Source organism: Micrococcus sp. TA1, assembly GCF_014199555.1.
Lineage (GTDB): Bacteria > Actinomycetota > Actinomycetes > Actinomycetales > Micrococcaceae > Citricoccus.
Window position 1 is genome coordinate 1,727,723 of the sequence record NZ_JACHNW010000001.1, and the last position, 18,430, is coordinate 1,746,152.

The following is an 18,430-nucleotide window of genomic DNA, read 5'->3' on the forward strand; positions in this document are numbered from 1 at the left end:
GGTGGGACGCCCCTCAGGAGGCGGACTTGCGCTGGGCGCGACGCTGGGAGAGTTCGTCCCCGGGGAAGTCGCCGGGGGTGTCATGCAGGCGCTCGGAGGGCAGCTGGGCGAGGGAGCCCTCGACCTCACGCCAGACCCGGCCGACGGCGATGCCGAAGACACCCTGCCCGCCCTGCACCAGGTCGATGACCTCGTCGGCCGACATGCACTCGTAGACCGAGGCACCGTCGCTCATCAGCGTGATCTGTGCCAGGTCGTCCACGCCGCGCTCGCGCAGGTGTTCCACGGCCGAACGGATCTGCTGCAGCGAGACCCCGGTGTCCAGCAGCCGCTTGACCACCTTGAGCACGAGGATGTCCCGGAAGGAGTACAACCGCTGTGTCCCCGAGCCGCTGGCTCCCCGGACGGTGGGCACCACGAGGCCCGTCCGGGCCCAGTAGTCCAACTGGCGGTAGGTGATCCCGGCCGCCTTGCACGCGGTGGGGCCGCGGTATCCGACGCCCTCGTCGAGCACCGGCAGGTCTTCGGTGAACAGCATGCCCTGCGCCGGGGTGCGCGCAGCGGCGGGATGCGTCACGTCCGGGGACTGCCCGGCCTCGCCCTTGGGACTCACTGGAACCCTCCTGGTCTCAGGTCCACACTGGGGAAGGAAGGAGCCGCCGGTCCGGACCAGCGGAGCGCGACGGGCATCGACCCGGCCCGGCACCGCTGACCGATGCGAATGGACCGGCAGGCAATGTGGAACCTCTGCTGACGACGGTAGGCCCGTGGAGGGCCACGGTCAAAGACCCAGTCGCTTTCGCCGCGAACGTGTCGTCTCCCGCGGAGGGCCGGGGCAGCCGGCCCGGTGACGTCCGGGGCGCTGTCAGGACTGTCCCGGACCGCCGTCGGCGAAGTCCTCGGGGTCCACGGAGTCGAGGAACTCGCGGAACTTACTCAGCTCGGCATCGCGGTCCGCGGACCGGGACACACCGGTGGCGGACTCGTCCGTTGTCTCCTCGTCCTCGTCCTCCAGCGCCTGCTCGGGGTCCACCCCGGCATCCTGGAGGACCTCCGCCGCGCACAGCACGGGCACCCCGGCACGCAGGGCGCAGGCGATGGCATCGGAGGCCCTGGCATCCACCCGGGCGCCGTTGTCCAGCACGAGCTCGGCGTGGAAGACGGCGTCCCGCACAGAGCTGATCCGGACGGACTCCAGGGCGGTGCCCGCCGCGGCGATGACGTCGACGAGCAGGTCGTGGGTCATGGGGCGCGGCGGGGTGATCCCCTGTTGCCACAGGGCGATGGCGCTGGCCTCCGGAGCCCCCACCCAGATCGGCACCAGGGTCCCCGTGCCGGGGTCCTGGAGGAGCACGAGCGGCTGGTTGCCGGGCAGCTCCACCCGGACTCCCAGCACCGTCATCTCCACGTCGGGCAGGGCCATGTCCGCCTCACGAATCCAGGTCGGCGACCGCGGCGCCCACCAGGGCGCTGTGCAGTCCCAGGCAGGCCTCGCTGATCTCCCGGGCGGTCTCGGCCACCCGGGCCCCGGCCGCGGAGTCGCGGCGGCTGGCCAGGGGGGCCGTCACCCGTTCGATGAGACCGAGCTCTCGGTCCGCTGCCGCCCGGAACGGACGCAGGTGCCGGGGCTCCAGTCCGTGGGCGGCCAGCACGACGGCGGACCGGGTGGCCTTGAGGCAGTGCTCGCTGTACCGCCCGTCCTCGTCGGCGGCGATCATGCCGTACTGCTCGAGCGAGTCCAGCAGGTCGGCGCCGGCGCCGGAGATCCCCTGCAGTTCGGCCCGGGTCAGCGGCCGGGTGTGCCCCGCCAGTTCCTGGGCGAGCTGGTCCGAGACCGAGCGCGGGGTCAGCGTGAGGCCGCCCGGCAGCGACTCCGGATGGTCACCGCGGTCCACCGCGTCGAGGTAGTCCTTGATGACCTTCAGCGGCAGGTACTGGTCGCGCTGGAGTGCCAGGATGAAGCGCAGGCGGTCGACGTCCGCGTCCGTGTACTTCCGGTATCCCGCGGCGGTCCGCCGGGGGGTGATCAGGCCCTTCTCCTCCAGGAAGCGGATCTTGGAGGCGCTGGCCTGGGGGAAGTCCTCCTTGAGCTCGCCGAGGACCTCACCGATGTTCATCACGGCGCGGCTCGCACCGGTCCTGGCGGTCGAGACGGTGCGGCGGGAGGCTGCTGCGGTCACGGAGGGTTCCTCGGGTCTTCTTTCGGTGGCGTTCGTCGGTCTGATCCGGCCCGGGTCAGGCGCTGAGCCGCTGGGTGCCGGCGTAGAACGTCAGCCTGAACTTGCCGATCTGCACTTCCATCCCCGAGCGCAGGGCCACCGAGTCCACCCGGTCGTGGTTCACGTAGGTGCCGTTGAGCGAACCGGAGTCGACGACGACGAAGCCCTCTCCCTGACGGCGGAACTCGGCGTGCTTGCGGGAGACGGTGACGTCATCGAGGAAGATGTCCGCGTTCGGGTGACGTCCCGTGGTGGTCACGTCCTGGTCCAGCAGGAACCGTGCCCCCTGGTTCGGGCCGGCGTGGGCCACCAGCAGGGCCGAGCCGATGGGCAGGGCGTTGATCGCAGCGCGGTCCTCCGCGTCGAGCGCGCGATCGACCGGACCGCCGAGGTCAGGCAGTCCGATGCTGGTGGTCTGCGCCTCTGGCTCGGTACCCGGTTCCCTGCCGCCCGGGTGCTGGGTGCCTGACATTGCTCCTCCGAGGTGGTGTCCGACCCGCTCTGCGGCGGGCCGGACGTAGTGCTTCCGTGACCTGACTAGCCTACCTGCTGACGGTAGCCCTCTGCATCGAGCAGGGCCTCGACCTGCGCCGGGTCCTTCACCGAGACCTCCATGAGCCAGCCCTCGCCGTAGGGGTCGGCGTTGAGCTTGGCGGGATCGGCGTCGAGCTCCTCGTTACGGGCCGTGACGGTCCCCGTGACGGGCGCGAACAGGTCGCTGACGGACTTGGTGGACTCCACCTCGCCCACGGTCGACTCCGCCTCGATCTCCGTGCCGACCTCCGGCAGGTCCACGTAGACCACGTCGCCGAGGGCGTCCTGGGCGAAGTCGGTGATGCCGATGCGGACCACGCCGTCCGCGTCGGGACCGGAGACCCACTCGTGCTCGGCACTGTAACGAAGCCCGTCGGGGATGTTGCTCATGATTCCTCCAGGTGATCGGGGACGCTGGACCGTCCTGAGCGGGTCCACGCGGTACAGCACTGAGACTACTGGGGTCCCGTGCCGGGCGCCAATGGCGTCCGGCCACCCTCGGCGACGCGCCCCAACAGGGTCACCAGGCGCTCCCGCTCCCCTTCCGGCACCGGCGCCAGGATGCGCTCCTGGACGCGCAGGACCAAGGGGTCGACTCCCTCCAGGAGTGCTCGGCCGGCCGGGGTCAGCGCCACCTGGCGGGTCCGCCGGTCGAACGGATCGGCCGTCCGCTGCGTCCAGCCGCGCGCCTCCAGCCGACCCAGCACGTCCGAGGCGCTGGAACGGTCGACCGCCGAGGCCTCGGCCAGCGCGCCCTGCCCCATCCCCCCGGCCCGCCGGAGCTCGTCCAGCACCGCGAACTGGGGACCGGTGAGCTGCCCGCCCACCTCCTCGGACCACAGCACCGAGTGCCGCTGCTGGGCCAGCCGGATCAGGTGACCGGGCCGGCGGTCCCGGCCCGACGGACCGACGTCGGCCACCAGCGCCAGTCGTGCCGTGAACCAGCCTCGGGCCCCGGACGGCAGGGGCTCCAGGAAGCGTGACTGGACACGTGCCACGGGCGCGGCGAGTCCCGCCAGCGCCGCGCCGGAGGGCGCGGTCAGCGTGATGACCTGCCGGCGGCCGTCGCGGGGGTCCCGGGACTGCCGGATCCACCCCTGGTCCCGGAGCCGTCGCACGATCCCCGCCGTGGTGGACCGGTCAAGCCCGGCCCGGAGGCCGATCGTGTTCTGGTCCAGGCCGTCGTCCGCTGCCGTGAGGGTGGCCAGGAGGGAGTACTGGGAGGGGGTGAGCGTCGAGCCGACCTCCTCGGACCACAGGACGTTGTGCACCTGCTGGCACCGGCGCAACAGGTGTCCGACAAGTGCCCCCCTCCCCGGGCCCCGGTCCCGCCCGTCCCCTTCCGTCGCCACCATGCACTGCCTTTCCGAGTAGGTTCCATCTGCCGCGTCCATGCGTAGGCGGACGATGCACCGCCGGGCGCCCGGACCTCGCCGGACGACGGGTGCGGATGCGACCGCCCCAGCATACTGTGGCTCCAGTCACGCGACTGCGTTATGATCGCCACGGAATCATTCAGCACACGGACGATTGGTGGGCACCCCGCCACGCACCTGTCCCCTCCGGCGAGAAGGAGCCTCATGCAATATCACCTGAACGGCTACCGCTACGGCGACCCCACCATCCAGCCCGCGGCCACCGGTCGTGAGGGAGGGCAGGGCCCCCTGCCCGAGGAGGTGGACGTCCTCGTCGTGGGCACCGGGCCCGCCGGCACCGTCCTGGCCGCCCAGCTGGCCGAGTTCCCCGAGATCACCACGCGCGTAGTGGAACGCCGTCAGGGCCCGCTGCCGGTGGGCCAGGCCGACGGCGTGTCCTGCCGGACCGTCGAGATGTTCGACGCCTTCGGGCTCGCATCCACGCTGGTGAACGAGGCCTACTGGGTCAACGAGACCACCTTCTGGTCCCCCGACTCCGCGGACCGCACGGGCATCGCCCGCACCGGCCGGGTCCAGGACGTCGCCGACGGGCTGAGCGAGTACCCCCACGTCATCGTCAACCAGGCCCGGATGCAGGAGATGCTGCTGGAGAAGGCCGCCAAGTCCCCCTCCCGGCTCGAGGTCGACTACGGCTACAAGGCCCTGGGCGTCGAGGTCCCCGAGGACCCGGAGGCACTCGTCACCGTGACCCTCGAGGAGACGGACGAGCACGGCAAGGGCACCGGCGTGACCCGCACGGTCAGGGCGCGCTACGTGGTGGGCTGCGACGGCGCCCGCTCGGCGATCCGCACCTCGATCGGCCGCGCCCTGCACGGGGACGCCCAGAACCACGCCTGGGGCGTCATGGACATCCTGCCCGTGACCGACTTCCCGGACGTGCGCAAGAAGGCGGTCATGCAGTCCTCGAGCGGCGCGCTCCTCCAGATCCCCCGCGAGGGTGGGCACCTGGTGCGCTACTACGTGGACCTCGGCGACATCCCCGAGGGTGACCGCAGCATCCGGGACCGCACCACCTACGAGGACATCCTCTCGGCGGCGCAGAAGGCCATCCGTCCGTACACCCTGGACGCCCGCGACGTGGCGTGGTGGAGCGTCTACGAGGTGGGCCAGCGTGTCACGGACGGCTTCGACGACGTCACCGAGCCCGGCAGCCGCGACCCCCGCGTGTTCATCGCCGGCGACGCCTGCCACACCCACTCGGCCAAGGCCGGCCAGGGCATGAACGTCTCCATGCAGGACACCTACAACCTGGGCTGGAAGCTCGCCGCGGTCCTGCAGGGCCGGTCCCCGAAGTCGCTGCTCACCACCTACTCCGAGGAGCGCCAGACGATCGCCCAGGACCTCATCGACTTCGACAAGCGCTGGTCGAGGATGATGGGCTCCAAGGTCGCGGACCCCGACCACCCCGAGGCCGGCGGGGTGGCCGCCACGGACGTCGAGGCCCACTTCGTGGCCGGAGGCGTGTTCACCGCCGGCCTGTCCACCGTGTACCGCCAGTCCCTGCTGACCGGCGGGACGGCACACCAGGACCTCGCCACCGGGTTCGAGGTCGGGACCCGCTTCCACTCGGCCCCGGTCATCCGGGTGGCCGATGCCAAGCCCGAACAGTTGGGCCACGTGCACGAGGCCGACGGCCGGTGGCGCCTGTACGCCTTCGCCGACGCCGCGGACGCCGGGTCCGAGGGCTCGGCGCTGCGCGGGCTCATCACCTTCCTGGACGAGTCCGCCTCCTCCCCCGTCCGCCGCTTCACCCCGGCCGGCTGGGCCGACGACGCCGTGTTCGACGTCCGCGCGATCCTGCAGCAGGAGCACCTGGACGTCGACCTGAACGCCCTCCCGCAGTTCCTGCTCCCCGCGAAGGGGAGGTTCGGCCTGCGCGACTACGAGAAGGTGTTCTCGGCGGAGCGGACCAACGGCCGCCTGCTCGGTGACGTGCCCGGGCTGACGGCCACGCAGGACATCTACGACCTGCGCGGCATCGACCGCGAGCGCGGTGCCCTCGTGGTCGTCCGACCGGACCAGTACATCGCGCAGGTGATGCCGCTGGAGGCCCACGAGGAACTCGCCGGGTTCTTCGCGGCCTTCATGGTCGAGCAGTCCTGACCCCTTTCCGGCGTCACCCGTGAGGGCCGGCCCGCCCCGTGGCGGGCCGGCCCTCGGCGCACCCGCCCGGTGTCCACCGGCACGGGAGACGGCGCCGCGGGCTCAGTCGCCGTCCGGCATTCCCGCCACGTAGGCTGCCTGGCCCACGTGTTGGAGCGCATCGGCGAAGATGCTGACCAGGCGCGCCCCCCGCGTGACCGGCGGGTGCCAGCCCTCGTCGACGACCACGCCGAGGTCGTCGGACCGCAGCCGGCCCAGGTAACCCGTCGCGGCCCCCGTGACCGCGGCGAGGTAGTCCCGGAGCAGGCCCTTGTCCGTCACGACGACGGCGCGGGCCTCGGCCGACGAGTGACCGAAGCCGTGGCCCTCGGCCGGCACCGTCGGCCCGAAGCGGCCGGGCCAGTCCCCTGCGGTCCACGTCTCCTCGACGCCGGCGAGCGCGGCGACCTGGGCGTCGGTCTCGCGGCCGGCATGCCAGACGAGCCAGGCGATCGAGTTCGGGTGCCCACCGGGATGCGCATTGAGCCGGGTGGGGTGCACCTCACCCCAGAACAGGTCGAGCTGGTCGAGGGGCCTGCGGGCCAGGTCGGTGAGGATGTCGGTGGCGTCCATGGCGCCAGTCTGGTCCATGGGCGGGCTCCCCGTCAGGACCGGGCCGGCACGGGTCCGGCGTAGGCGGCCGAGATCCGGTGATAGGCCGGCGACCGCCACGCCACCACCGCCGCGAGGACCATGACCAGTCCCGCGACGAGGAAGACGAGCGCGATCCCCCGGGCCGTCCCCGTGCCCAGCAGTGGTTCCAGGGCCGCGCCGCCCTCGGCACCCCGGGCGAAGGGGATGATCCAGACCTCCGCGATCGGGGCCACCACGAAGGCCGTCACGGGTGCCGCCGCCGACTCGACGGCCGCGGCGAACCCGAAGACCCGTCCCTGGCGGTGCAGCGGCACGACCTTCTGGATGACGGTCTGCTCCGCGGCCTCCACGGCCGGGATGCCGAGCATGTACAGCCAGATGCCCAGGACGTACAGCCACCCCCACTCCCGGATGGTGAACAGCGAACCGATCACCCCCATGATCGCGACGATGCCCAACAGGGTGCGGATGGGGTTGGGCCCCAGCCCGAGGCGTCCGACGAGGACCCCGCCGAGGATGAAGCCCGTGGCTCCGAGGGCGAACCAGGCGCCCCAGAGCTCGACCGTGAACAGTTCCAGGCCGTAGGGGTCCATCAGGGCCAGGTACACGCCGCCGATGAAGTTGTTGAACGTCGTGAACAGGATCAGCGCGACCATGCCCGGAATGTCCCGGATCGCGGACCAGGCGCCCGCGAGGTCGAACCCCCCGTGGGCGTCGGAGGGAGCCGGTGCGGCCTCCTCGGGCAGGCGCAGGATCGCCAGGTGGGCCAGGGCCAGGGCCGAGAGGACGACGGCGACCAGCACGGTCGGGCCCATCCCCAGCAACCCGATCGAGAGCCCGGACAGGACGGAGGTGGCGATGAAGGCCAGCCCCTGCACCATGCCCACGTAGCCGTTGGCGTTGGCCCGCCGGTCCTGGTCGATGAGCAGGGTGACGGTGGTCGACAGCGCGATGTTCCGCAGGTTCTCGACGACGGCCCCCGCCAGGACGGACAGGGCGAACGCCCAGAACCACGGGCGGTCCAGGGCGCTGCGCTCCTCGGCCGGTGCCACCAGGAACAACAGTCCGGCCACGGCGAACATCGCCAGCGTGACGGCTCCCGCGAACCGCATCACCGGAAGCTTGCGGAACCGGTCCACGTAGGTGCCGAAGCTGATCCCGGTGGCGGCCAGCAGCAGCATGTAGGCGCCGCCGATCACCCCCGTGGCGATCACGTTCCGCGTCTCGAGGTAGATCCAGAAGGTGATGGCGAACCACAGGTAGCTGGTGGTGAGGTTGGCCAGGGCAGTGTTGGCCAGGATGCCGGCGAAGGTGCGGTTGCGCTCCCCCGCCGTACGCACCGGGCGCGTCTGCATGCGCACAGCGTACGCCCACCGGTGGGCCGGGGGCGACGGGCCGACGTCGTGGTGCCGAGTCGGCAGAACCGGGCATGGAATCTCCGGAATCAGGTGTGCTTTTGGTCACACGTGGGTACCGTGTCCCCATGAGCATCGACATTCCCTCAGCAGAAGACTTCGCCGAGCTCACGCAGCACCGGCACGCCGCGAGCGTGTCGTTGTATGTTGCGTCGTCCGGGGCCGACGACGCCCGGGCGCCGATCGGCCGGAACCCCGAGGCGGCCCAGGTGGCCCTGCGCACGATGGCCACGGAGGCTCTGGCCACGCTGCCCGGGTCCGTGCCCGCCGAGGACCGGGAGCGCGTCAGCGCCGAGGTGGCCGCACTGGAGGAGGACCGGGACTTCTGGTCCACCCAGGCGCGCTCCATCGCGGTGTTCGTCTCGCCGTCGGGGTTGCGCGCCTTCCGGCTCATGAACAACCTGAACAGTCACTGCAGCGTCGGCGACCGGTTCGACGTCGGCCCCCTCATCCGGGCCACGACCTTCGCCCACAGCGGGTACGTGCTGGCACTGACGAAGGGATCGGTGCGGCTGCTGGCCCTGGAGGCCGACGCCTCCTGCCATGAGGTGCCGCTGACCGGGCTGCCCGACGACCTCGGCCTCGAACTGCAGACCGCCGACAACGAGGGCCGCATGGACCGCCAGCGCGCGGACGGGAACCAGCGGCCCAAGGTCCAGCGCCGTGACTACTGCTCGACCGTCCAGGAGGCGGTCCTGCGCCAGATCAACGGGTCCGCCCACCCGCTGGTGCTGGCGGCCAGCCCCGACCTGGAACCGGCCTACCGGGAGGTCAACACCTACCAGCGGCTCGTGGAGGAGGGCATCGGCGTCAACCCGGCCTCGCTGTCCCTGGAGGACCTGGGGAAGCGCGGCCGTGAGGTGCTGGACCGCAACTACGCCACCCAGCTGGCCGCCTGGCGCGAGCGCTTCGGCACGCAGCGCGCCCATGGCCGGGCCAGTGCCAAGCTGCGGGAGATCGCCAGGGCGGCGACCGCGGGCCGGGTGGACGTGCTGCTGTTCGATCTCGCGGCCGAACGCGAGGGCACCATCGACGAGTACGGCGAGGTGACTGTCGCGGAGGAGCCCAGCGCCCACACCTACGGCCTGGCGGACGAGGTCGCGGCCCGGGTACTGCGTACCGGCGGAACCGTCAAGGCCGTCCGCTCGGCAGACCTTCCCGACGGCGCCCTGATCGCGGCGACGTTCCGTTCACCGGCCTGAGCCGCGCCGAGGGCGGGTGCTGACCGGATCGTCCCGGTCGGCACCCGCCCTCCCCGCTCGGCAGGTCAGTGGACTCCGCGCATGGCCCGGTGCACCGGACGGGAAATAACCAGCATGACCACGCCGATCGCGATGGTCACGGCACCGAGGATCCCGAAGTAGGTGCCCTCCGTCTCGGCGGTGTAGTAGCCGGCGAGCGCGCCGGACAGCGCGGTGCCCAGGGCCACCGAGAGGTTGTACAGGGCCACCATCATCACCGGGAACGCCGCGGGCGCGAGCTTGGTGGACAGGGACAACCCCACCGGGGAGACCATGAGCTCACCCATGGTGGCCACCAGCATGATGAACCCGATCCACAGCACCGGTACCGCTCCCGTGCCGACCATCGGCAGGAACAGCAGGAAGGCGGCGCCCATCAGGGCGATGCCCACCCCGAACTTGACCGGGGTGTTGGGCTGGCGGCGGCCCAGCTTCGTCCACAGTGCGGCGAAGACGGGGGCCAGCAGGATGATGAAGAACGGGTTGAAGGACTGCACCCACGGGATCGGCATCTCCCAGTCGCCCAGCATGCGGTCGAGCCGCGTGTCCGAGTAGAGGGTGATGACGGTGAACTGCTGCTGGAACAGGGCGAAGAAGGCGGCCGAGCCGATGAACAGCGGAATGAAGGCCAGCACGCGACTGCGCTCCTCGCCGGTGGTCTTGGCCGACGTGAGGATGACCGCGAAGATCGCGATCGCGGCCACCACGGAGAGGACGACGACGACGTCGGCCAGGTTCGCGGCGTTGACGAGCCCGGTGGCCACGGCCACCGCGATCACCGCCAGGGCCACGACGGTGATGCCGATCCACCGGCCGTACTGGCTGCGCGGCAGCGGGCTGGGCACGTGGTGGACGTGCTCCGGCAGGCTCTTGCGGGTCAGCGCGTACTGGGTCAGGCCGATGGCCATGCCCACGGCCGCCAGTCCGAAGCCGACGTGGAAACCCCAGGTCTGGGCGGTCCAGCCGGTCAGCAGGGGCCCGACCAGGCCACCGATGTTGATGCCCATGTAGAAGATGGAGAACCCTGCGTCGCGCCGCGGATCGGCCCGCGTGTAGAGGTTGCCGACCAGGTTGGCGACGTTCGCCTTCAGCCCGCCCGAACCGAGCCCCACCAGGACCAGGCCCAGCGCGAGCCCGGGGACGCCCGGGACCAGGGCCAGCGCGATGTGCCCGCACATGATGAGCACCCCGCTGATGAACATCGTCCGTTCCGAGCCCAGCAGCCGGTCGGCCACCCAGCCGCCGATGATGCAGAACACGTAGACCATGCCGCCGTAGGCACCGACGATGCCGGTGGCCACCGCCTCGTCGATCCCCAGGCCGCCCTCGGCGACCGTGAAGTACATGTAGATGAGCAGGATGCCCTGCATCCCGTAGAACGAGAAGCGCTCCCACAACTCGACGCTGAACAGGTTGGCGAGCGGGCCCGGCTGGCCGAAGAACGTCCTGCCCGAGGGGTTCCGCTCAGCGGCGGTGGGTTCGATGGTTTCTGGAGAATGCACCCATACACTTTCCTCCTCTCCTCTGGCAAGTGCAAGTTCACCTGATGGACCCGCTGGACCTGACGGCCGGGGACGTTAGATTCGGGGCATGGACTTTCCGTTCTACACCGTCGGTCACTCGACCCGGACGCTGGAGGAGTTCCTGGACCTGCTGCGCTCGGTGGACGTCCGGTTGCTCGTGGACGTGCGGCGACTGCCCGGTTCGCGCCGCTACCCGCACTTCGACCAGGAGGTCCTCGCGGCATCCCTGTCCGGGACGGGCATCGAGTACCGGCGCCTGGCCTCCCTCGGCGGCCGGCGGTCACGCGACCGGTCCGTCCCGGAGGAGGTCAACGGCTTCTGGGAGAACCGCAGCTTCCACAACTATGCGGACCACGCCCTGTCGGAGGAGTTCAGGACGGGACTGGCCGAGCTGCGGGCGTGGGGTGCCGAGCGGACGGCGGCGGTGATGTGCTCGGAGGCGGTGTGGTGGCGGTGTCATCGCCGGATCATCGCCGACCACCTGCTCGCGGCGGGCGAGGCCGTGCACCACCTCATGGAACCGGGCAAGGCTCCCCCGGCCCAGCTCACCGCCGGTGCCGTGGTGGATCCCGACGGCGGCCGGGTCACCTACCCCGCGCGGTGAGCCGCCGGCGCCGGCGCGGCGAACCGGTCCACGAGGCGGACGCTCTCCGGGTGCGTGCTCGACCGCGCCACGCTCCGCGCCTCCGCGCGCAGGTGCTCCTCCCAGTCCGCCCCGTAGCGACCGGCGCGGAGCAGTGCCTTGGTGGGGCCGACCACGTGGTCCGCGTTGGCCGCGAACGCGTCCTCGGCCTCCGTCAGCCGGCGGGCGAAGCCGGCGGCCGGGACGGACTGGCTGGCCAGCCCCCACTCCACGGCCTCCGCCCCGCCCAGCCGGCGTCCACCCAGGGTCAGCTCAACCGCCCGGTGATATCCGACGGTACGCGGCAGCAGGTAGGACACCCCGGTGTCCGGGGTGAGCCCGACGCCGGCGAAGGCCCCGACGATCTTCGCCTCGTCGCTGGTCAGTACCCAGTCCGCGGCGAGCAGCAGGCCCAGGCCGGCCCCGGCCGTGGCGCCGTTGACCCCGGCGACCACCAGCAACCGCGTGCGGGACAGGGCGGTCATCAGGGTGCTCGTCGCCGTCGCCAGGGACAGCAGGAGCTCGTGCCGCTCCCCGGCCGGCACCGAGGCCATGGATCGGACGTCACCGCCAGCGCAGAAGAAGCGGTCGCGGCCCGTCACGGTCAGCACCTGGACCCGGGGATCTGCCTCGGCGCGTTCGAGTTCCGTGACCAGGGCCTCCGCGAGGGGCTCGTCGAGGGCGTTGCCGGCGGCGACGCGGTCCAGGACGAGCCGGACCACCCCCGAGCGGCGTTCGACCCGCAGCGGCGACGTCACGACTGCACCCTCGGCACCGGGGTCTCGGTGCGCTCGGCACGCAGTTCGCGCTTGAGGAGCTTGCCGGACTGGTTGCGGGGCAGTTCGGCGACGAAGTCCACGCGCTTGGGCACCTTGTAGTCGGCGATCCGGTCCCTGACTTGCGCTCGCACGGCCTCGGCGGTCAGGGCGGCACCGTCCTTGAGGACCACGACCGCGGTGATGGCCTCTATCCAGCGCTCGTCGGGCAGGCCGATGACGGCCACCTCGGCCACCTCGTCGAGCTCGTAGATGCAGTCCTCGACCTCCCGTGGAGCCACCATGACCCCGCCGGTGTTGATCACGTCCTTGATGCGGTCCACCACCTGGATGTACCCCTGGGCGTCCCGGGTGACCTGGTCCCCGGAGCGGAACCAGCCCTCGGAGAAGGCCTCGGCGGTGGCCTCGGGCTTGTTCCAGTACCCGTCCATCAGCTGGGGGGAGCGGTACTGGATCTCCCCGGGCTCGCCGGGTTCGGCCACGCGCCCCTCGGCGGTGACCACCCGGGCCTCGACGAGGTAGACCGGCCGCCCGCAGGAGGCCGGTCGGGCGTGGTGCTCCTCCGGGCGCAGCACGGTGCACAACGGGCCCAGCTCGGACTGGCCGAAACAGTTGTAGAACCCCAGTCCCGGGAACCGGGACCGCAGCCGGCCCAGCACGGTCACGGGCATGATCGAGGCCCCGTACTGGGCCTTCGTCAGGGAGGACAGGTCACGGGTGTCCAGCTCGGGATGGTTGGACAGCGGTACCCACACCGTGGGGGCCAGGAACAGGGAGCCGATGTGCTCCTCCTCCACGTAGCGCAGGATCTCCGGCACGTCCGGCTTGGCCAGCAGGCGCACCGTGGCCCCCAGGGAGAGATACGGCAACAGGAACACGTGCATGGCCGCCGAGTGGTACAACGGCATCGCCACCAGCGGCCGGTCCTCGGCCGTGAAGTCCAGGGCGATGACCGAGGAGACGTACTCGGCCATCAGCGCCCGGTGGGTCATCATCGCCCCCTTCGGGGCCGACGTCGTCCCCGAGGTGTACAGCAGCTGGAGCAGGTCCGTCTCGACCGGGCCCGTGCCGGGCTCCGCCCCCGCACCCGGGCCGGAGCCGGGTCCCTCGCCCTCAGCGGTCTCCAGGAGGGACTGCTGCCCCGTGCCGGAACCGGGGAACATCGGCAGGACGGTCTCGACGCCGGCCGCACGGCCCCCGTCCAGGACCTCGCGGACCAGCGGGGCCAGGGCGTTGTCCGCCACGATCACCCGCGCCCCGGAGTCCTCCAGGATGTAGGCGAGCTCACCGCCCTTGAGGGCGAAGTTCACCGGGACGTGGACCACGCCCGCCTGGGCGCAGGCCAGGAACAGCACGAGGTACGCGTCCGAGTTCACCCCGTAGGCCGCCACCCGGTCCCCCGGTGCGAGCCCGAGGTCCCTCAACCGGTGGCCCACGCGGTCCACGGCCGCCCCCAGGTCGCGGTAGCTCCAGTGACGGTCCTGGAACCGCAGCGCGACGGTGTCGCCGAAGGTGGACACGGCGCGGCGCACCAGGGCACCCACCGTGTTCTGCTGGGCCTGCTGGACGGCCGCCCCCACGCCCCTGCCGGTCTCGGTGTCGGTGTCGGTCGATGTCATGGTCAGAGCCTCTCGATGATGGTGACGTTGGCCTGGCCGCCGCCCTCGCACATGGTCTGCAGCCCGTAGCGGCCGCCGGTGCGTTCTAGTTCGTGCAGCATCGAGGTCATCAGCCGGGCCCCGGTGGCCCCGATCGGGTGGCCCAGGGCCATCGCCCCGCCGTTGACGTTCACCCGGGTCATGTCGGCCCCCGTCTCGTGGGCCCATGCCAGCACCACGGCGGCGAACGCCTCGTTGATCTCGATCACGTCCAGGTCATCGAGGCTCATCCCGGTCCGTTCCAGGGCGTGCCGGGTGGCACGGATCGGGGCCGAGAGCATCATCACCGGGTCATCGCCCCGGGCCGAGACGTGGTGGATCCTGGCCCGCGGGCTCAGACCGTACCGCTCCACGGCGGCCTCGGAGGCGATGAGCAGGGCCGCGGCCCCGTCGGACATCTGCGAGGCGGACGCGGCGGTGTGCAGCCCGCCGGGCACGATCGGCTCCAGCGAGGCCATCTTCGCCACGTCCGGGACCCGGGGACCCTCGTCCGCGGTGACCCCCGGCGCCTGGGGCACCGGGATGATCTCCCGCTCGAAGCGCCCCGCCGCCTGGGCGGCCAGGGCCCGCTCGTGCGAACTCACCGCCAGCCCCTCCAGCGCCTCACGGCTGAACCCCCACTGGGCGGCCATCATCTCCGCGCCCCGGAACTGGGAGATCTCCTGGCCCCCGTACCGGTCCGCCCAGCCCACGGACCCGGTGAACGGGTCCGGGAACCCCAACTCCGCGGCCGCCTGGTTGGCGTGGGACAGCGGGATCGTGGACATCGACTGCACCCCGCCGGCCACCACCAGGTCACTGGTGCCGGACATCACCGCCTGGGCGGCATAGTGCACCGCCTGCTGGCCGGAACCGCACTGGCGCTCCACCGTGGTCCCGGGCACCGCTTCGGAGCCCCCGGCCGCCAGCCAGGCGTTGCGGGCGATGTCCATCGCCTGCGGACCCAGCTGGTCGATACACCCCAGGATCACCTCGTCATACTCGGCCGAGTCGATCCCGGCCCGTCGGACGATCTCCGCGATCGGCGCGGCGGCCAGGTCCAGGGGGTGGACTTGCGCCAGGCCCTTCCCGCGCCGGCCCACCGGGGTCCGCACGGCATCGATGATGTAGGCCTCGGCCACGATTGCTCCTCCAGGTCAGGATGGTCGGCACGCAGTGGCGACGGGACTCACGACGTGTGATCCGACCCACGTGTATGAGGATGTCCAACCACTGGAGATCTGTCCAGAGCGAGGGAAGGAAAAGTTACCGGCCGGTTCGTGGGTGCGTCCCCGTCCGGTCGGCGGTGGCCCCCGACGTGGAGTTCGGGACGCTGAGGGTGAGCGCGGGTCAGCAGCAGGCGCTGGCCCGGACGGGTAGCAGCACCGGGACGGTCGCGGGTGTGGGCGGGATGTCGATGGATGCGGTCGTGGGGGCCGGAGTGCAACAGCCCTGATCGGCAGTGCCGGCGACGGGGGTCGGGACGTCACAGGACCCGCCCAGGTCGGTGGAGCACACCCCGGTCTCGGGCAGCTCCAGCTCCACGTGGTTGGCGGCGGCCTGGTCCCCGGCCAGGGAGGCGGCGATGGAGCGGACCTGTTCGTAGCCGGTGGCCATCAGGAAGGTCGGCGCCCGCCCATAGCTCTTCATGCCCACGATGTAGAACCCCGGCTCGGGATGGGCGAGCATCTTCTCCCCATGCGGCGCGACCGAACCGCAGGAGTGGAACTCCGGATCGATCAGCGGGCCCAGTCGCCTCGGGGCCTCCACGGCCGGGTCCAGGTCCAGGCGCAGCTCGGAGAGCATGCCCAGTGCGGGACGGAATCCGGTGGCCGGCACCACCACGTCCACCACCAGCCGTTCGTCTCCGGCCGGGGTGGAGGCCTGCACCATCATCCCCAGGCCGGTGGTGGTGAAGGCGGTGATGGTGAAGGACGGGTGCACCCGGATGGTCCCGGTCTCCACCAGGTGGCGCAGCCGGGTGCCCAGGGCCCCGCGGGCCGCCAGTTCGTCGCGGTCCTCGCCGCCATAGACCCGGGTGACGTCGGCCGAGCGGACCGCCCAGGAGATCCGGGTGCCCGGGGCGTCCTGGGCCAGGGCGCCGAGCTCGAGCAGGGTGTTGGCCGCCGAGTGCCCGGCCCCGACCACCAGCACGTGCTGACCGGCGAACCGGGCCCGGTCCCGGCCGGTGACGTCCGGCAGCGCGGTGGTGATCCGCCCTGCCGCGCGGGCAGCGGTCTCCCCGGGTGCCTCCAGTCCGGCCTGGCCCAAGGGGTTGGGCTGGCCCCAGGTGCCGGAGGCGTCGATCACCGCGGACGCGAACACGTCTTCCACGGTGCCGTCCGCGTGCTGGATGCGGACCAGGAACGGGGTCTGGGCCCGACCGGCGGTGCGGGTCTTGTCCATCCCGGCCCGGGACACCGCGATCACGCGGGCACCGGTGCGGATCCGGGGTGCCAGGGCCTCGGTGGCGGCCAACGGCTGAAGGTACTGCTCGACCAGTTCGGTCCCGGTGGGCAGGGCCTCCGGGTCCGGGGTGACCCATCCGGTGGGCTCGAGCAGGCGGGCCGCGGCGGCGTCGACGTTGTACCGCCACGGGGAGAACAGTCGGGTGTGGCCCCAGGCCCGGATGGCCGCCCCGACGTCTGGGCCAGCTTCCAGGACCAGTGGGTCCAGGCCGCGCTCGACCAGGTGGGCGGCGGCGGCCAGGCCCACCGGTCCGGCGCCGATGACCACGACCGGAAGCCCGGTGGGGTCCGCGCTGATGTCGGTCGTGCTGGAGCTGCTGGCTGTGGTGGTGGGGATGGTGGTGTCAGCCATGAGTGGGCTCCTCGACGAGTGCGGTGGCGATGGACTCGGCATCATTCAGGGCGGCCAGGTAGCGCTCGGCGTCCAGGGCCGCGGCGCAGCCGGTGCCGGCCGCGGTGATGGCCTGGCGGTAGCGGTGGTCCACCGCGTCCCCGCAGGCGAAGACCCCGGTCAGGTTGGTGTGGGTGGTGCGGGCGTCCACGACGATGTACCCCTCGGCGTCCAGCTCCAGCTGGTCGGCGACCAGTTCGGTGCGGGGCAGGTGGCCGATGGCCACGAACACCCCGGTCGCGGCGAGATCGCGGGTGTCCCCGGTGATGGTGTCGGTCAGGGTGACCCCGGTGACCTTGTCGGCGCCGTGGATCGCGGCGACACGGCTATTCCAGGCGAAGTGGATCTTGGGATTGTCCTTGGCGCGGGCGGCCATGATCTTCGAGGCCCGCAGGGCGTCCCGGCGGACCACGACGGTGACGGAGCGGGCGAAGCGGGTGAGGAACAGGGCCTCCTCCATGGCCGAGTCCCCGCCGCCGACGACGACGATGTCCTGGTCGCGGAAGAAGAACCCGTCACAGGTGGCGCACCAGGACACCCCGTGCCCGCTGAGGCTCTTCTCCTCGGGCAGGCCGAGCTCCTTGTAGGCCGAACCGGTGGCCACGATCACCGCCGGGGCCCGGTAGGTCATCCCGGTCAGGGTGGTGACCTCCTTCAGGTGCCGGGACAGGGACACGGACGCGGCGTCGTCGTACTCGATGATGGCCCCGAACCGGATGGCCTGCTCCGCCAGTCCGGCCATCAGCTCCGGGCCCTGGATCCCGCCGGGGAACCCGGGGAAATTCTCCACCTCGGTGGTGTTCATCAGCGCCCCGCCGTGGGTGACGGATCCGGCGATCACCCGCGGGGCCAACCCGGCCCTCGCGGCGTAGATCGCGGCGGTGTACCCGGCCGGACCCGAGCCGATGATGATCAGCTGGTCCGTGGCCTGCTCAGTGCTCGTGGTGTCCGTGGTCGTGGTGCTCATGGGATGGTTCGCCTTCAGTTCGCGGTGGACTCGGCCGGGAGCAACTCGGCGATGAGCTGCTCGATGCGGGTCTTGATCTCGTCGCGGATGGGGCGCACGCCCTCGACGCCCCGACCGGCCGGGTCGTCCAGCTTCCAGTCCTCATAGCGCTTGCCCGGGTAGAACGGGCAGGCGTCGCCGCAGCCCATGGTGATCACCACGTCGGAGTCCTGCACCGCCTCATAGGTGAGGACCTTGGGCTGGTTCGCGCTGATGTCGATGCCCTCCTCGGCCATGGCCTCCACGGCGGCCGGGTTGACCGACTCGGCGGGCGCGGAGCCGGCGGAGCGGACCTCGATCCGGCCCTCGGCCAGATGCTGCAGGTAGGCGGCGGCCATCTGGGACCGCCCGGCGTTGTGCACGCACACGAACAGCACCGACGGCTTCTGGGCGGTCGGGGTGGTCTCTGCAGTCATCGGGTCATCT

At 71.6% G+C, this 18,430-nt stretch carries 18 protein-coding genes; 3 read left to right on the plus strand and 15 right to left on the minus strand.

What is annotated here, in order from left to right; translation table 11 throughout:
• Positions 1–13: 13 nt before the first annotated feature.
• From GGQ69_RS07515 to GGQ69_RS07540, 6 genes are all read right to left on the minus strand, one after another.
• Complete coding sequence (locus tag GGQ69_RS07515; protein ID WP_183526631.1) at positions 14–613, minus strand: MerR family transcriptional regulator; 600 nt, start codon at positions 611–613, stop codon at positions 14–16.
• A 252-nt stretch (positions 614–865) separates the two neighbouring features.
• The gene (locus GGQ69_RS07520; protein ID WP_183526633.1) at positions 866–1,423 is read right to left on the minus strand and encodes a bifunctional nuclease family protein; all 558 of its coding nucleotides are present in this window, start codon (positions 1,421–1,423) and stop codon (positions 866–868) included.
• A 7-nt stretch (positions 1,424–1,430) separates the two neighbouring features.
• Positions 1,431–2,117: a MerR family transcriptional regulator gene (locus GGQ69_RS07525; protein WP_183528414.1), complete on the minus strand. Its 687-nt coding sequence runs from the start codon at positions 2,115–2,117 to the stop codon at positions 1,431–1,433.
• 118 nt (positions 2,118–2,235) lie between these two features.
• On the minus strand, positions 2,236–2,691 hold the full coding sequence (locus GGQ69_RS07530) for an FHA domain-containing protein (RefSeq protein ID WP_010143415.1): 456 nt from the start codon (positions 2,689–2,691) through the stop codon (positions 2,236–2,238).
• Between the two features lie 65 nt (positions 2,692–2,756).
• Positions 2,757–3,143 carry a glycine cleavage system protein GcvH gene (gene gcvH / locus GGQ69_RS07535; protein WP_010143416.1) on the minus strand — a complete coding sequence of 129 codons (387 nt, stop codon included), beginning with the start codon at positions 3,141–3,143 and terminating at the stop codon, positions 2,757–2,759.
• A 65-nt stretch (positions 3,144–3,208) separates the two neighbouring features.
• Complete coding sequence (locus GGQ69_RS07540) at positions 3,209–4,108, minus strand: MarR family winged helix-turn-helix transcriptional regulator (protein ID WP_183526635.1); 900 nt, start codon at positions 4,106–4,108, stop codon at positions 3,209–3,211.
• A gap of 225 nt (positions 4,109–4,333) precedes the next feature.
• Here GGQ69_RS07540 and GGQ69_RS07545 point away from each other — a divergent pair, with 225 nt between their 5' ends.
• On the plus strand, positions 4,334–6,292 hold the full coding sequence (locus GGQ69_RS07545; RefSeq protein ID WP_183526636.1) for an FAD-dependent monooxygenase: 1,959 nt from the start codon (positions 4,334–4,336) through the stop codon (positions 6,290–6,292).
• Between the two features lie 102 nt (positions 6,293–6,394).
• On the opposite strand, the gene GGQ69_RS07550 is transcribed toward GGQ69_RS07545, so the two are convergent.
• A complete protein-coding gene (locus GGQ69_RS07550) occupies positions 6,395–6,922 on the minus strand; it encodes a DinB family protein (RefSeq protein ID WP_255459445.1) in 528 nt (175 codons plus the stop codon).
• A 14-nt stretch (positions 6,923–6,936) separates the two neighbouring features.
• Positions 6,937–8,280 carry an MFS transporter gene (locus GGQ69_RS07555; RefSeq protein WP_183526638.1) on the minus strand — a complete coding sequence of 448 codons (1,344 nt, stop codon included), beginning with the start codon at positions 8,278–8,280 and terminating at the stop codon, positions 6,937–6,939.
• A 128-nt stretch (positions 8,281–8,408) separates the two neighbouring features.
• On the opposite strand from GGQ69_RS07555, the gene GGQ69_RS07560 reads away from it, so the two are divergent.
• Positions 8,409–9,542: a hypothetical protein gene (locus tag GGQ69_RS07560; protein ID WP_255459446.1), complete on the plus strand. Its 1,134-nt coding sequence runs from the start codon at positions 8,409–8,411 to the stop codon at positions 9,540–9,542.
• 65 nt (positions 9,543–9,607) lie between these two features.
• Here GGQ69_RS07560 and GGQ69_RS07565 read toward each other — a convergent pair whose 3' ends face one another.
• Entirely contained in the window at positions 9,608–11,083 is a 1,476-nt protein-coding gene (locus GGQ69_RS07565) for a peptide MFS transporter (protein ID WP_183526640.1), read from the minus strand.
• Between the two features lie 88 nt (positions 11,084–11,171).
• Here GGQ69_RS07565 and GGQ69_RS07570 point away from each other — a divergent pair, with 88 nt between their 5' ends.
• Complete coding sequence (locus GGQ69_RS07570; RefSeq protein WP_183526642.1) at positions 11,172–11,708, plus strand: DUF488 family protein; 537 nt, start codon at positions 11,172–11,174, stop codon at positions 11,706–11,708.
• Here the strand turns inward: GGQ69_RS07570 and GGQ69_RS07575 are convergent.
• The 6 genes from GGQ69_RS07575 to GGQ69_RS07600 all read right to left on the minus strand — a co-directional run bounded on the left by GGQ69_RS07575 (position 11,693) and on the right by GGQ69_RS07600 (position 18,420).
• Positions 11,693–12,484, minus strand: coding sequence for an enoyl-CoA hydratase/isomerase family protein (locus tag GGQ69_RS07575; RefSeq protein ID WP_183526644.1), 792 nt, complete (start codon positions 12,482–12,484; stop codon positions 11,693–11,695). The two genes, GGQ69_RS07570 and GGQ69_RS07575, sit on opposite strands and share 16 nt — an antisense overlap.
• Positions 12,481–14,121 carry a fatty acyl-CoA synthetase gene (locus GGQ69_RS07580; protein WP_183526647.1) on the minus strand — a complete coding sequence of 547 codons (1,641 nt, stop codon included), beginning with the start codon at positions 14,119–14,121 and terminating at the stop codon, positions 12,481–12,483. Before GGQ69_RS07580 ends, GGQ69_RS07575 begins: the two co-directional genes overlap by 4 nt.
• A gap of 2 nt (positions 14,122–14,123) precedes the next feature.
• Positions 14,124–15,281, minus strand: a complete 1,158-nt coding sequence (locus tag GGQ69_RS07585; protein ID WP_183526650.1) for an acetyl-CoA C-acetyltransferase — start codon at positions 15,279–15,281, stop codon at positions 14,124–14,126.
• Positions 15,282–15,489: 208 nt separating this feature from the next.
• Positions 15,490–16,959, minus strand: coding sequence for an NAD(P)-binding domain-containing protein (locus GGQ69_RS07590; RefSeq protein WP_221243362.1), 1,470 nt, complete (start codon positions 16,957–16,959; stop codon positions 15,490–15,492).
• A complete protein-coding gene (trxB, locus tag GGQ69_RS07595) occupies positions 16,952–17,965 on the minus strand; it encodes a thioredoxin-disulfide reductase (RefSeq protein WP_183526652.1) in 1,014 nt (337 codons plus the stop codon). Before trxB ends, GGQ69_RS07590 begins: the two co-directional genes overlap by 8 nt.
• Before the next feature lie 14 nt (positions 17,966–17,979).
• Positions 17,980–18,420: an arsenate reductase ArsC gene (locus GGQ69_RS07600; protein WP_183526655.1), complete on the minus strand. Its 441-nt coding sequence runs from the start codon at positions 18,418–18,420 to the stop codon at positions 17,980–17,982.
• Positions 18,421–18,430 lie beyond the last annotated feature (10 nt).

Coding starts and splice junctions, on each gene's coding strand:
- GGQ69_RS07555 (WP_183526638.1), bottom strand. CDS start 8,280: ATGCAGACGCGCCCGGTGCGTACGGCGGGGGAGCGCAACCGCACCTTC.
- GGQ69_RS07540 (WP_183526635.1), bottom strand. CDS start 4,108: ATGGTGGCGACGGAAGGGGACGGGCGGGACCGGGGCCCGGGGAGGGGG.
- GGQ69_RS07530 (WP_010143415.1), bottom strand. CDS start 2,691: ATGTCAGGCACCCAGCACCCGGGCGGCAGGGAACCGGGTACCGAGCCA.
- GGQ69_RS07570 (WP_183526642.1), top strand. CDS start 11,172: ATGGACTTTCCGTTCTACACCGTCGGTCACTCGACCCGGACGCTGGAG.
- GGQ69_RS07590 (WP_221243362.1), bottom strand. CDS start 16,959: ATGGCTGACACCACCATCCCCACCACCACAGCCAGCAGCTCCAGCACG.
- GGQ69_RS07580 (WP_183526647.1), bottom strand. CDS start 14,121: ATGACATCGACCGACACCGACACCGAGACCGGCAGGGGCGTGGGGGCG.
- GGQ69_RS07560 (WP_255459446.1), top strand. CDS start 8,409: ATGAGCATCGACATTCCCTCAGCAGAAGACTTCGCCGAGCTCACGCAG.
- GGQ69_RS07600 (WP_183526655.1), bottom strand. CDS start 18,420: ATGACTGCAGAGACCACCCCGACCGCCCAGAAGCCGTCGGTGCTGTTC.
- GGQ69_RS07550 (WP_255459445.1), bottom strand. CDS start 6,922: ATGGACCAGACTGGCGCCATGGACGCCACCGACATCCTCACCGACCTG.
- GGQ69_RS07545 (WP_183526636.1), top strand. CDS start 4,334: ATGCAATATCACCTGAACGGCTACCGCTACGGCGACCCCACCATCCAG.
- GGQ69_RS07520 (WP_183526633.1), bottom strand. CDS start 1,423: ATGGCCCTGCCCGACGTGGAGATGACGGTGCTGGGAGTCCGGGTGGAG.
- gcvH (WP_010143416.1), bottom strand. CDS start 3,143: ATGAGCAACATCCCCGACGGGCTTCGTTACAGTGCCGAGCACGAGTGG.
- trxB (WP_183526652.1), bottom strand. CDS start 17,965: ATGAGCACCACGACCACGGACACCACGAGCACTGAGCAGGCCACGGAC.
- GGQ69_RS07525 (WP_183528414.1), bottom strand. CDS start 2,117: ATGAACATCGGTGAGGTCCTCGGCGAGCTCAAGGAGGACTTCCCCCAG.